We start from the raw sequence: 13,712 nt of genomic DNA on the forward strand, positions 1-13,712 counted from the left end.
CCACCGGATTCGTCACGCCGGTCCAGACCTCTTGCCGCACGCCATGGTCGCAAGCGACCTCACATCGGAGCTGCTTACGTGAATCCTCTGACCACCAGCGCGTTCGACCTTCCCGACCGTCTCTCCCCCAAGGCCGACCCGACACTGATCGCGGGCGATGAGCGGCACTTCGCCGCCATCGCGGAGTGCCTGGAACAGTCGATCGCCGAGCTGACCGACCGCCTTGACGCCGCGCGCAAAGGGCCCGGCGGCATCGGCCGGCAGGCGATGGACCGGGACATGGAGATCCACCGGCTGACCGCTCGCCTGCGCACGCTGCGCCGCTTCGGCCTGGACCTGTGCCTCGGGCACATGGTCGGCCAGGCCGACGCGGACACCCCCGACAGCCTCGATGGTCCCGACAACTCCGACAATCCCGAGCCCGTGTACGTCGGACGGCTCGGCCTCACCGACAGCACCGGTCGTCGGCTGCTGCTCGACTGGCGCTCCCCCGCCGCCGAGCCGTTCTTCGGAGCCACCCACGGCAACCCGATGGGTCTGGCGAGCCGCCGCAGGTACCGCTGGACCGACGGTCGGATCAGCGACTACTGGGACGAGGTGTTCACCTCGGACGGGTTCGCCGGGCATGCCGCGCTCGACGACCAGTCCGCCTTCATCGCCAGCCTGGGCAGCAACCGGTCGCCACGGATGCGTGACGTCCTCGGCACCATCCAGGCCGACCAGGACGCCATCATCCGCGCGGGATCCCGCGGCGCCCTCGTCGTCGACGGCGGTCCCGGTACGGGGAAGACGGTCGTCGCCCTGCACCGCTCCGCCTACCTCCTGTACTCCGACCCGCGCTTGGGTCACCGCCGGGGCGGCGTGCTGTTCGTCGGCCCGCACCAGCCCTACCTGGCCTACGTCGCCGATGTCCTCCCCAGCCTCGGGGAAGAGGGCGTGCAGACCTGCACCCTGCGCAATCTCGTCGCCGAGGGAGCTGCGGCAGCGGTCGAGGCCGACGCGGACGTGGCCCGCCTGAAGTCGTCCGCGGACCTGGTGAAGGCGATCGAGACGGCCGTCAGGTTCTACGAGGAGCCGCCCACCAAGGGGATGACGGTCACGACCCACTGGTCCGACATCTGGCTGAGCGCCGACGACTGGGCCGTGGCGTTCGAAGCGGCACCCGGTGCTCCGCACAACGAGGCGCGCGACCAGATCTGGGAAGAACTGGTCACGATCCTGATCGACAAGCACGACGACGACGGCGAGGCCTCGCCCGCACTGCTCCGCAGGTCACTGCTGCAGAACAGGGAACTGCTCACGGCCTTCAACCGCGCGTGGCCACTGCTCGAAGCGGCCGACCTCGTCGGAGACCTGTGGTCGGTACCCGCCTACCTGCGGAAGTGCGCTCCCTGGCTCGGCACCGATGACGTACGGAAGCTGCAACGCGAGGATGCCCAGGCCTGGACGGTGTCCGATCTGCCGCTCCTGGACGCGGCACGGCAGCGGCTCGGCGACCCGGAGGCGTCACGGCGCAAGCGTCGGCACGAAGCCGCCGTCGCCGCCGAACGGGCGGGCAGGGCCGACGTCATCGACATTCTGCTGCGGGACTCCGAGATCGACGAGAGCCAAGGCGCGATGGGGATGCTGCGCGGACGGGATCTACAGGACAGCTTGATCGATGACACCGCAATGCCCACCGCCGAACCCGACCTCCTCGCCGGCCCGTTCGCGCACATCGTCGTCGACGAGGCTCAGGAACTGACCGACGCGGAGTGGCAGATGCTGCTGCTCCGGTGCCCGTCCCGGAGCTTCACCATCGTCGGGGATCGTGCCCAGGCCAGGCACGGGTTCACGGAGTCGTGGCGGGAACGGCTGGAGCGGGTCGGGTTCGACCGGATCAGCCTGGCCTCCCTGAGCATCAACTACCGGACGCCGGAAGAAATCATGGCGGAAGCCGAGCCCGTCATCCGGGCCGTGCTCCCGGACGCCAACGTGCCGACCTCCATCCGCAGCAGCGACGTCCCCGTCGTCCATGGACCTGTCTCGGATCTGGACTCGATCCTCGACGCCTGGCTCACCGCACATGCCGACGGGATCGCCTGCGTCATCGGCGACCCCTCGTTCCGGACGACGTCCCGTGTCCGGTCGCTGGCCCCGGAACTGTCGAAGGGCCTCGAGTTCGACCTCGTCGTCCTCATCGACCCGGAGACCTTCGGCACGGGCATCGAAGGAGCGGTCGACCGCTATGTCGCGATGACCCGAGCGACGCAGCAACTCGTCATCCTCACGAGCTCCTGACGCCCGCCCGTTGACACCGTGCCCGTGCGCGCCTCGATGGACATGGCCCGGGTGGCCATCGGGGTGATCCGCACACACCCTGAGCATGTTCGGGTGGGCCATGTGTACGGCTCCGGTGTACGGCTCAGAGGACAGGCTGGCCGATGCCCAGCAGGTTCCCCTCGCTGTCACGGAACCAGGCACCGCGTTCGCCCCGTGCGCCCTTGCTCGGGTAGTTCCCCTCCACCTCGGCGATCCCGTCCCTGGTGCGGAATCCAGGAACGTCGACCTCCTCGAACACCACGCCGCGCCGCTTGAGTTCCGGCACGAGTGTCTCGATGTCGTCGACCTCCCACGCCATCTGAGTGAAGGTGCCGGACGAAGCTCCTGTCGACGCGAACACGACGAAGTCCACGCCCCCGCACCGATACAGCAGCCCGCCGGGTCGCTCGTCCACGGGCTCCAGTCCGAGCTGCTCGGAGTAGAAACGCCGCGCCCGCTCCAGGTCCTGGGCGGGAAGCCTGGTGGCCGCGCGTGCCCGAGCCAAAGTGTTCGTGTCGTGTGCGTTCATATCTCCACTGTGCCGTGCCCAGTGGCCGGACGGCCGGAGGCAACAGCCGCGAGCCGGAGACGGCCGCTGGCTGGAGACGGCCGCCGGCCGGGGACGGTGGCGGCAAGCCCGCCATGGCTCGCAGTCAGCGGCACGCGCCGGGTGCGGGTCTCCGCTCGCGGTGCCCGCCTGGCGCTTACTCCACGGCAACGGGGTATACGGACTGTGCACGCGTCCGCGTCACCGACCTCGCCGTAGGAGGAGAGCTGTGCCCGGGATGCTCGAAAAGATCAAACGGTTCGCCAGGAGCCCTCAGGGCCGGCGCACCATCGAACAGGTTCGTCGCGCCTCCGCCGATCCACGGCGACGGGCCCAGGCCCAGCGGTGGCTGGGCAAGTTGCGTCGGCGAGGCTGACGTTGGAGAGGTCGCTCGGACGGTCGTCATGTCGGGTGCTCAGGTTGCCACCACGCCGAGAGCCAGCCCAAGCAGGCCGAGCGCCAGACAGATACCCAGGTTGATCACCTTGTGGGACAGGAAGACCGCGATGAACTCGCGGATCGTCGCGCCGGGCCAGAAGTACGCGGCGGTGGGCGCGCCGGCCACATGGCCTCTGACACCGGTGCGGCGGGCCAGGAGCGCGGCCCGGAAGACATGGAAGTTGCTGGTGACGACGAGGCAGCGGTAGTCCGGCTTGAGTTCCTCCATGATCGCCTTGCTGAACCGCAGGTTCTCCTCGGTGGTGCGGGAGCGGTCCTCACGTTGGATCCGGTCCGTGGGGACACCGCGTTCGACGAGGTAGTTCGCCATCGCGTGGGCCTCGGGCAGAGCCTCGTCGGGACCCTGGCCGCCGGAGGTGACCAGCACCGGGGCGTTGCCGCGCGCTGTCTGCGCCTCATACACCCCGTGTCCCCGGTCCAGCCTGTTCGCCAACAGACGTGGCACCCGGGAGCCGCCGATGAGACCGGAGCCGAGGACGATCACGAAGTCCACGTTCCGCCGGACCGGCAGCCGCCCGTAGAGGAACGCGTAGCCGAGGAAACAGAGGAAGAGGAAGGAGACGTAACCGACCATCGGTATCACGGCGCCCGAAATGCGGACGAGGATCGGCGAGGTGGTGAGGACGGTCACGACGAGCAGCGCGATAAGGCCGAGGATCGCCAGCCCGGTCAGGAACGAGAGCAGGTTGGCTGGGCGCCTGCCCTCTTTGCGGATCATCTGCACACCGTTCGCGAGCAGGAAGAACGCCAACGCACAGGCCCCCAGGCCGAGGAGCGCGCAGGCGCCCACCACCGTGATCGCCAAGGAAATCGGCGAATTCTCCGGGTCTACCGACGTCACGACCGCGTAGATCGGCAGGAGGGTGACGGCGATGCCGAGAAGGATGGCGTTGCTGAAGCGGCGGGGGTCGTACAGGACGCTGACGCAGAAGATCACAAAGAACAGTGCCGCGGTGCTGGCGAGCATCGCTCGGACTCCCTGGGAAACTCGACGAGGCTTCGCCACCTCGGCATCGGAACTGCGCTGGAATGCCTGCGAACCTACGTGTACGCGGCGGCCCGGCTGGAGGGTCGAGCGTGTACGAGGGGCAGGGCTTCGGTACCCGGATTTCCGGGCGTTCGCTCCCCGGATCGTGGGTGATGTGTCTCCGGCACCCTCGGTCCGGCCCGGGTTGCCAGGCGAGTACGCGCGGGTGATGGGCCGACTGGGGCGCGCCGGGGTGACCGGCGCGTGGGGATCAGACGATGCGCTTGCGGGCTCGGATGAGGACGAAGACCGCCACGGCCGCGGTCAGGGCGAAGAGGATCGAGGCCCCGAACCACTGCATGCTGCTCATCTGCGGCATGGGCAGGTACTCCAACCGACCAGCCCACGAGGTCGTACTTCTGAACGCAGGCCTTCTCCGACAACTCGAGCTTCGCGCACGTGCCCCAGCCGTGGGTCTGCCCGGAGGCCGAGAGGAACCACCGGTCGACCTCGTAGGCGCCTTCAGGCAGCGCCACGGCCGCGTCATCGGCTATTCCCTTGCGGGTGTTGATCGTGATGATCTGGCCGAGGTTCAGCCGCTCGTAGGCCCAGACCACCTGGACGACGACGGCGAAGCCGAACGTGACGACCATGGAGATCAGGGTGCGGCGCAGGAGCATGCCGATCGCCACGCCGCCCACAACGGTGAAGAGTGCCAGCGCGACAGGCACGGGTCCGGTGTTGTTGAACGCGTAGACCTCGGTCCAGCCCAGAATCGTGTTCTGCTCCTTGACCGGTTCCCACCACCAGCCGAACGCGGCGGACAGCGCCGCCGTGCACACGATCACCACCAGGGCAGTGATCCCCAGCTTGGTGGCCAGCCAGCGACTGGGCCGGACGGACTGGGAGCCGACGAGTTTGGCGGTGCCGCTCTCCAGGTCGCCGGCGAGCAGCGGGGCCCCCAGGAAGACGCCGAGCAGGATGGGGATGAAGCCGAGGCCGTAGGACACCATTTGGAACCGGGTGGCGTACGCCTGCGCGGCCAGTGCCCACTTGTCGGGCGACCCGTCGGGCCAGCCGGTGGCGGTGAGGCTGTCCACCAGGCCGGAGCGCTCATAGGTGATCAACGCCACGGTGAAGACGGTGGCGGCGATGATGGTCCAGTAGCCGGCCCGGTGCTGGCGCCAGATGAGCCAGGTCAGGCCCCTGAGCCGGAGACCGCGGGCGGCCGTGGAGGGCGCCGGGGGCGTGGCGGGCCTGTCGGGCCCGACGGCGGAGGTCATGGTCAGGTTGCTCATGCCGCCACCGTTCGCGAGCCGTTGGAGCCGGGCGTCCGCGCCGGGACGTGGGCCTCGCGGGTGATCAGCGGAGGCGCGTCAGGGCACCGCAGATAGGAGAGCAGGAGATCCTCCAGGTTCGGGGTGACGGTCTGCCACGGGCCGACCACCGGGCCGTTGGGACGTACGAGGGCGGTGGCCTCGCGTCCGTTCGTGCAGTATTCGACGACGGTGTGGCCGGCGAGTTCCGCCGGAGCGCCCTGGGCGGGGCCCTGCGACCAGTTGTTGCCCTGGCCGCCCTCGACGACTCCGTTCACCTGCACGTGGGCCCGCAGGATTTCGTCCACGCCGCCGGCCAGGCGCAGTCCGCCCGAGGACATGACGAGGAGGAAGTCGCAGACGTTCTCCAGCTCGCTGAGCATGTGGGAGGACAGCAGCACCGTGGTGCCGTTCTGGGTGGCCTCGGCCATCAGCGTGTTCATGAGCTCGTGGCGTACCAACGGGTCGAGGTCGGACATCGGCTCGTCGAGCACCAGCAGGTCGGGGCGCTTGCCGAAGGCGAGGGCGAAGGCGACCCGGGTGCGCTGTCCGCCGGACAGGGTGCCGACCTTCGCCTTCATGGGCACGTTGCCCGCGCGGACGAGGTTCTCGGCGGCCTCCTGGTCCCAGCCGGGGTTCAGTTCACGGCCCATGCGCAGCGTCTCGGCCACGGTGAAGCGGCGGAACATCGGCTTCTCCTGGGCGAGGAAGGCGACCCGGTGAATGGCCTCCGTGGATTCCGGAGCCGCGCCGAACACCTTGAGGGTGCCGTCCGTCGGCTGCAGGAGATTGACGGCGATGTTCATCAGCGTCGTCTTTCCCGCGCCGTTGGGGCCCACGAGCCCGCAGATCCGGCCGGCCGGCAGCCGGAAGGAGCAGTCCCGCAGGGCCCAGCCCCGGCGGTACTTCATGCCCACTCCGTACGCCTCTATCGCCGACTCCACGGCCGGACCCCCGAAGTCCATGGCATCCCTGGCGTTACTCACTGGTACCTCTCGTTTCTCGACTCGAACGCCGCGATGTCCGCGAGCAGGTGTGCATGGGCGCGGCCGAGCGGTTCTCATGGGGACGCCGGCAGCGGGCACATAGCCAGGCGGGACAAGAGCCCGATCGGGCTTGGCCGGCCGTGCCAGGCGTGAAGGCTGTCGTGGATCAGGAACCCCATCGGGGCGCCGATTCCACAAGAGCCACACGGTTCAGCGCGTCACCGCCCGGTCGCAAGCGCGCCGCCGCCCGGTCAAGCGGCACCGCAGGACCTGTCCGGTCGGCGGCTCGTGGGGCTACGTCAGCTCCAGGACCGCGGCGACGCACCACTCGACGGATGCCTCACCGGCACCGGCGGCGAGCCCGGCCTGGACAATGCGTTCATTCGTGCTCAGCTCCACAACGGACGGTGAAGAGCGCCTCAGCGCCCGGACGCCATCAGCGTGGCCCGGGGAACTGCTCGACTGACAGACCATTTGTTGTTCACCCGTGCCCAAAAAATTGGGCTTCCCCTCATGGACTGATCACTTCTGGCTCGACGAGATGCGCAGTCCACTAAGGGAGAAACGCAATCCATTGACCGCCACTGGAGTACTAATGCTCCCCGCCGTTCAGGAGGTCGGCATAGCCGCGGGTCTGTTCGGACGCGCTGCGGTGCCAGTCGGCCTGCGTGCGGTGTTCCTCCGACAGGGACGGCTCGGCGGTGACGAGTTCCTCGTAGACGTCTGCGATCTCGTCGTGCACCGTCGCGAGGGCGAGCCGGTTGGTGCGCACCGCATCCGCGTGCCCGCGGTAGGCGGCGAGCATCTCGAGGGCGTCGCCGCCGACCGCCGAGGGCGCCGCGGGGCCCCGGGCGTGCAGCGCGCTGTACTGGTCGTTCAGCCTGTCGGCCTGCCCGTCCAGGTCCGTACGGCGGGCGTGCAGGACCGAGCCCCGGGTGCGCAGGCTGGCCTCGTACGCGTGCGAGCCGGGGTAGCGGACCGCGTCCAGGCCGGACGTGATCGCGTGCGGGCGGTCCGGGCGCAGCCTGGCGTACCGGGCATCGGCCTCCGCCGCCACTTCGAGCGTCTTCAGGTCCGGCGGCAGGGCACTGCGCCCGATGGCCGCCCAGGCGTGGACGTCGGCGTACCACTTCTCGTGGGCGGACTGCCGGGTGATGCCCGCGGTCTCGCCGATCTGATTCCAGGTGGTGCCGCGTTCGCGTTCGGCGACCACCGCCTCGCGCAGCACGTCCTCCGCGCGGCGCTGCAGTTGCAGGGCCGCGCGGAGCAGATCGCCGGGCGCGGGATCCGGCGCGACCGGCACGGCATCGAGGGCGGCGTCGACCAGCTGACGGAGGGTCAGAGCAAGGGCGACGCGTGACTCGTCACGGGGGGACAGCCGGTGGAACTCCGCTGAGGGCGGCGCGGAAGAGGCGTCGGCAGGATCGGTCATGCTGCAGGCTAACCCTGACCTCCGGCTCACGTCAGGGATAGCCTGACACACGTCGTCATCGCCGAACTCGCCGCCCCGAACTCGCCAACGGGCTGCGGCCGTTGCGACGGTACGTGTGGCGGTCGCCGCACCGGGCCGGCCCGGATCACCTCCGGATGTACGAGGTGACCAGACATTCCTCGCGGTGGCGGCACAGTGCACGAACTCCAAGTGGCCGCACGCGTCGCACCAGCGCGTGCGGCCACTCTTCCCGACGTCCTGACGTCCGGAGCCGTGCGTCAGTCGACGATCACGACATTGCTCCGCGCCACCTCGCTCCGCGCCGCCTCGTCGGTCCGGCTGAGCTCGGCGCCGAAGTTGTCCTCGACCTCCGCCTTCTCCACCGCGTCCGGGTAGGGGTTCTTGCACGAGGTTCCCGCGGTGGAACCGGACATCAGACTCGTGCAGGGTCCGGGCTTAATGTCCGGCAGGCCGAGGATGTGACCCAGTTCGTGGGCCGAGATGCGGATCGTGTCGTGGCCCTCGACAACGGCCTGTCGTCCGATGTAAACGGTTCCGTTGCCCAGCGTGGTGGGCAGGGCCCGGGGCCAGCCGTTGTCCGCCAGGATCCGGATGTTGGCGCGTTGCCCGGCCGCGACCGGGCGCAGTTCGACGGCGTCGACGCTCTCGTTCCAGACCGCCGCACCACGGTCGACCGCGGCCTTGAACTCCGCGGAAGCGCTGGCGTCGTAGGTGACGACACGGGCGGCGACGGCGCGGTCCGCGACCGCGGAAGGAGCGACCGTCGAGGAAGCGGTCGCCGAGGGAGCGGCCACGGCCTGGCCACCCATCAGGGATAGGGTCACCGCCAGGACGGCAGCGACACCGATCGTCGGCTTACGGACGTGCATGGTCGACCTCCTTGTGGGGGGAAGGTAGTCGTGTACATGACATTCTCTGGCTCCCTGCCCAGCGGGGACAGGCGCGAATCCGTCAATCCGGCCCCGGATCAATGCCCCGGGTCGATGCCCCGGGTTGATGTCCAGGGCCGATGTCCCTCCCGATTCGGAAGCGACACCACTTATTCAGAAGCGGCACCGCTGAATCCCATTGCGGGGCACTGTTGGACTTCAGGATCCGACGGCGGCAGTGTGGCAAGCGGATCCGCTCCGTCCCGATGGGACACTCCCGTACCGCACCACCCGGAGACCACTCGATGAGCCACGTCACGAATCCTGACCGCTACAACGGCACCATGCGCTACCGGCGCACCGGGCGTTCGGGGCTCGACCTGCCCGTCCTGTCCCTGGGCTACTGGCACAACTTCGGAGACGACCGGTCCTTCGAAAGCCAACGCGAGATCGCTCTGCGCGCCTTCGACCTCGGCATCACCCACCACGACCTGGCGAACAACTACGGTCCGCCCTACGGCGCCGCGGAGACCAACTTCGGGCGGCTGATGAAGCAGGATCTCGCGCCGTACCGGGACGAGTTGGTGGTCTCCACCAAGGCCGGCTGGGACATGTGGCCCGGCCCCTACGGCCAGGGCGGCGGCTCCCGCAAGTACATGCTCGCCTCGCTCGACCAGTCGCTGCGTCGCACGGGCCTGGAGTACGTGGACATCTTCTACTCCCACCGACTCGACGCCGACACTCCCCTTGAGGAGACGATGGGGGCGCTCGACACCGCCGTCCGGCAGGGCAAGGCCCTGTACGTCGGTATCTCCTCCTACGATGCCGAACGCAGCCGCGAGGCTGCCGCCATCCTCCGGGACCTTGGCACTCCTCTGCTCATTCACCAGCCGTCGTACAGCATGCTCAACCGCTGGGTCGAGACCGATGGCCTGCTCGACGCCGCGGAGCAGGAGGGCTTCGGAGTCATCGGCTTCACCGCCCTCGCCCAGGGACTGCTGACCGGGCGTTACCTCGACGGCGTACCGCAGGACTCACGAGCGGCGCAGGGGACGTCCTTCGACACCACCTGGCTGTCGGACGACATGCTGCGCAGGCTGCGCGCCCTCAACGACATCGCGGCCCGTCGGGGTCAGAGCCTGGCTCAGATGGCCCTCACCTGGGCCCTGCGGGACAAGCGGGTCACCTCGCTCGTCATCGGCGCGTCCCGCACCGAGCAGCTGGACCAGAACGTCGCCGCACTGGAGAGCCCCGACTTCAGCAGCGAGGAACTGGCCGAGATCGACAAGTACGCCACCGACGGCGGCGTCGACCTGTGGCGGGACGCCCGCCTGGGCAACCTCGGATAGCCGGGGCGCCGGGCGGCCGTCCGCCTAGTGCCGGTCCTCCGCCTGGTCGTCGAGTTCGGTGAAGAGCGTCAGTTGAAGAGCGCCCGGTGCTTCGAGCCGGGAGTTCAGTGAGTTCCAGGGGGTGCGTGTCGGCTCGGCGATCACCTGGGCTCCGGCAGCGGCCAGCTTCGACGTGGCGGCGACGGAGTCGTCGACCTGGAAGGCGACCCGGATGTGCCCTGCCACGCGTCGCCCGACCTCGACATCGTCGATGAAGGCGGCGTGGTGGGGATCCGTCAGCTCCAAGGTGGCTCGGCCGGCATCGAGGATGGTGACCCGTCCGTCGGCGGAGGCGAACGCGCCGCGTTCGGGCAGACCGAGGACGTCTCGGTAGAAGTGCAGCGCCGCGTCGTAGTCGTCTGCCGTGACCACCAGGCGGAGTTCGCGGACAGCGGGTTCGTCGGGCATGTCGGCTCCTTGAGGATCTCGGGCTTCCGGCCGAGGGGGCCCACGGCCACCGGCGGAGGGCGCCCGCGCGGCGGTCATGGCGCGGGAGTGGCCGGTGGCCCGCCGGGTGAGACACCCGGCGGGCCACCGGTCACTCCCCCGCTGCTCTGTGCGGTCAGTCGCACCGGCCCGTCGTGCGCGTACGGGTCACCAGGTCGGTGACGCCGGTCGTCCCGTCCAGCCACACCACCTGGCTGCCCGCCACCGCGGCGGCCGACGCCTGCTCGCCGCGGTTGCAGGAGACCCGGCCCTTGCGAGTACCGGGCGCCTCGGGCGAGCCGTCCGCCACGAACTGGTACAGCTTGGGAATCGATTCGTTCCGGAACTCGGTGTCGGGGAGATACGTGCCGACCGTCACCGCATCCTCGGAAACCGTCACATCGTACGCGTTCAGCGCATCGGGCCCGGTCTGCGGGCTGAGGTCCACCACGCCGGAACCGTCGAGCGCGGCACGGCGCAGGGCCGTCCGGTCCGCTGCCGTTCCCTCGTCGAGGAGCCAGAAGACGTGCGTGCCGTTGATGGCCGTCGGGCCGAGGCTCGTGCTGTCGGCGGCCGCCTGGATCTCCTTGCTCTCGCCGGTCGCGACGTCGACGACTCGCGTGGTCAGCGCGTACTCGGCGCGCACCCGCCGCCTCTCCTGATAGGCCACCTTGCCGTTGCTCACCGACGAGGAGTACGCCCGGTGGTAGGTTCCGCCGCCGATCGTGACCTTGTTCGTCGGGTCCTTCAGGCTGAGGTACGCCACTCCCGGACGCCCGCCGTAGTTCTGGTAGTCGAAGGCCACGACGTCACCGTCGACGTCCACCGAACTGCCGACCGCTCTGCCGTGCCACAGCACCTTCACGGGACCGCCCGCGAGCGGCCTGGCGAGGAGGTCGACGCCGTCGGTGCCGTGTGCCTGCCACACCACTGTCTTGCCGTCGGTCGCCGGATTGACGTGGTAACGGCCGTCGTTGGGGCTCATCAGCTTGAGCTGTCCCTCGCCGTCAGCACGTCCGGCCCAGACCGAGTACGGTTCCGAGCCGTCCTCGTTGGACTTGGCCGCGGCCCACCAGCCGCCGCCCGCGCCCAGGTTCGTACGGGCGGTGTTGACCCGGTCGAGGAGCGGGTCGGAGTCCACGCCGAGGGCGAGTTCCCAGCCGGGCACGATTCCGTGGGCGGTGAAGGCGCGTTGCAGTGCCTTCCGGCCGGCCGCCGGGATCGCCAGGTCCTCGGCTGCCGCGAGCACGGCGGCCCGTCCCTCGGTGAAGCCGTCGAGCGGAGTGAGGTACTGGGTCAGCGCCTTGTAGACGATCCGGTCGGTGACCTCGGCGCCCAGGTCCTCGCGGGCGTCCCAGAGCGCGCCGCCGAAGATGGTCGAGTTGAGGTGGACACCGCCGTTGTCGGTGGCGAAGCCGACGCCGAGGAACGACTTGGCCGTGTTCCGCCCGTCGTTGAGGTCGCGCAGCGCGCACTCTCGGGGGGTCTTCGTCCGGCAGAGCCGCTCACCGAGGAGACCCGCGTCCGGGTCGGTGTCCGGAACGTCATGGACATCGTTCTCGATCGCATTGCCGAAGTAGTCCGCGATGGCCTCGTTCATGGCACCGGACTGGCCCGCGTAGACGAGGTTCGCGGAGTGCTCGATCACGCCGTGCGTCATCTCGTGGCCGACGACGTCCACGCCCGCGGAGAGCGGGCGGTACTCGGCGTCGCCGGTGCCGTACACCATCTTCTGGCCGTCCCAGAAGGCGTTGACGTACGGCTGCCCGTAGTCAGTGACGCCCACGAGGGAGTTGATGGTCATGCCGCGGCCGTCGAGGCTGTTCCGGCCGTGCTTGTTCTTGAAGTAGTCGTAGACCTGTCCGGCCGCCCAGTGCGCGTCCACGGCTCCCGATTCGGTGGCCTCCGCGCCGAACGCGGGGGTCGGCGAGCCGAACTCCTGGATGCCCTCGGGCCACTGCCCGCCCACGTCACTGGCCCACTTGCCGCGCGCGTCCCAGGTGGACAGGACGTTGTCGGCGAAATCGTCGCCGGGTATGCGGGTGCGGTCGCGCAGCACATACGCACCACGGTTCTCGTCGAGCTCCACTTCGAGGTCGACGGCCGTGCCGTCGAGCCGGATGCCTGAGCCCTTCTCCGCAGCCCGAGCCCGCTTCGGCGCCGGGCCCGCCGCCGGCTTCCCGGCTGCCGGGCCGGGCGCGCCGAACGTCTTGATACCGCTGTACTGGAGGACCGGATATCCGGCGCGGGCGTCGATGTAGACCTCGCGTTGTACGGGTTCGCCGCTCGCCGGATCGGTGCCGCGCGCGGTGACCCACTGGGTGAGGACGCCCGCCCCGGTGGGCAGGACGACGAGTCCGCGGGCGGTGCCGGTGAGCGGGGACTCGTCCTCGTCCCCTTCCCGCGGCGGCTTCGCGGCGAAGTGCTTCGCGTTGAGATCGGCGAGCACGGCATCGACGGCACGCTCGACGGCGAGTTCCTCGCCGACCTCGGCCGTCGTGCCGGTGCGCAGTTCGGTGAAGTACTTGCCCGAGGTGCCGGTGACGACCCGCTCCCCGTCCTTCTTCTCCATACGGACGACGTACTGGCCGCCCAGGACGGGCACGCCCCGGTGCCGCTGCTGGAGCCTGACGGTCTCCTGGCCGTCCGCGGCAGTGGTCCCGGCAGGTACGAGATCGCGCTGCGCGTCCGCGATGCGGTACCGGCTCTGCCGGTCGTCCAGGTAGGTGCGGGCCGCGCCCGCCGCGCTGCCGGTCGACGGTGCGTGCTCGCGGATGCCGCGCACCATCGCCGGTGTCCGCGTCTCTTGACCCGGAATCACCTCGCCCGGGCTCGGTGGTCGCGGCGCCCCTGCCGTCGCGGCCTCGGCAGGAACCGCCGAGACGACGAGTGCGGCGACACCGAACAGCGCCGCCGCACCCGTTGACCCACCCCACTGTGCTCTGGACCTGCCCCTGCGGCCTCTGACTCCTCTGACTCCTCTGGAGTGCTGCACGCTCT

General features: G+C 69.6%; 10 protein-coding genes. 2 read left to right on the forward strand and 8 right to left on the reverse strand.

The annotated features are described in order from the left end of the window. The first annotated feature begins 78 nt into the window (after positions 1 to 78). Positions 79 to 2,280, forward strand: coding sequence for an RNA polymerase recycling motor ATPase HelR (gene helR, locus OHA11_RS00795; protein ID WP_266490935.1), 2,202 nt, complete (start codon positions 79 to 81; stop codon positions 2,278 to 2,280). A 124-nt stretch (positions 2,281 to 2,404) separates the two neighbouring features. Here helR and OHA11_RS00800 read toward each other — a convergent pair whose 3' ends face one another. The 6 genes from OHA11_RS00800 to OHA11_RS00825 all read right to left on the reverse strand — a co-directional run bounded on the left by OHA11_RS00800 (position 2,405) and on the right by OHA11_RS00825 (position 8,898). Beyond that, a complete protein-coding gene (locus tag OHA11_RS00800) occupies positions 2,405 to 2,830 on the reverse strand; it encodes a VOC family protein (protein WP_266490938.1) in 426 nt (141 codons plus the stop codon). Positions 2,831 to 3,263: 433 nt separating this feature from the next. After that, positions 3,264 to 4,274 carry a YdcF family protein gene (locus tag OHA11_RS00805; RefSeq protein WP_266490940.1) on the reverse strand — a complete coding sequence of 337 codons (1,011 nt, stop codon included), beginning with the start codon at positions 4,272 to 4,274 and terminating at the stop codon, positions 3,264 to 3,266. Positions 4,275 to 4,348: 74 nt separating this feature from the next. Then, on the reverse strand, positions 4,349 to 5,572 hold the full coding sequence (locus tag OHA11_RS00810) for an ABC transporter permease (RefSeq protein WP_266490942.1): 1,224 nt from the start codon (positions 5,570 to 5,572) through the stop codon (positions 4,349 to 4,351). Continuing rightward, positions 5,569 to 6,555, reverse strand: a complete 987-nt coding sequence (locus tag OHA11_RS00815; protein WP_266506842.1) for an ABC transporter ATP-binding protein — start codon at positions 6,553 to 6,555, stop codon at positions 5,569 to 5,571. The genes OHA11_RS00810 and OHA11_RS00815 overlap by 4 nt, the downstream gene beginning before the upstream one ends. A gap of 613 nt (positions 6,556 to 7,168) precedes the next feature. After that, on the reverse strand, positions 7,169 to 8,008 hold the full coding sequence (locus OHA11_RS00820) for a hypothetical protein (protein WP_266490944.1): 840 nt from the start codon (positions 8,006 to 8,008) through the stop codon (positions 7,169 to 7,171). A 278-nt stretch (positions 8,009 to 8,286) separates the two neighbouring features. Next, positions 8,287 to 8,898, reverse strand: coding sequence for a snapalysin family zinc-dependent metalloprotease (locus tag OHA11_RS00825; protein ID WP_266490947.1), 612 nt, complete (start codon positions 8,896 to 8,898; stop codon positions 8,287 to 8,289). 305 nt (positions 8,899 to 9,203) lie between these two features. On the opposite strand from OHA11_RS00825, the gene mgrA reads away from it, so the two are divergent. Continuing rightward, entirely contained in the window at positions 9,204 to 10,247 is a 1,044-nt protein-coding gene (mgrA, locus tag OHA11_RS00830; protein WP_266490948.1) for an L-glyceraldehyde 3-phosphate reductase, read from the forward strand. A 24-nt stretch (positions 10,248 to 10,271) separates the two neighbouring features. On the opposite strand, the gene OHA11_RS00835 is transcribed toward mgrA, so the two are convergent. Beyond that, the gene (locus OHA11_RS00835) at positions 10,272 to 10,694 is read right to left on the reverse strand and encodes a VOC family protein (RefSeq protein ID WP_266490951.1); all 423 of its coding nucleotides are present in this window, start codon (positions 10,692 to 10,694) and stop codon (positions 10,272 to 10,274) included. Positions 10,695 to 10,848: 154 nt separating this feature from the next. After that, complete coding sequence (locus tag OHA11_RS00840; RefSeq protein ID WP_266490953.1) at positions 10,849 to 13,500, reverse strand: M4 family metallopeptidase; 2,652 nt, start codon at positions 13,498 to 13,500, stop codon at positions 10,849 to 10,851. Positions 13,501 to 13,712: the final 212 nt, after the last annotated feature.

It is taken from the genome of Streptomyces sp. NBC_00878 (assembly GCF_026341515.1).
Lineage (GTDB): Bacteria > Actinomycetota > Actinomycetes > Streptomycetales > Streptomycetaceae > Streptomyces.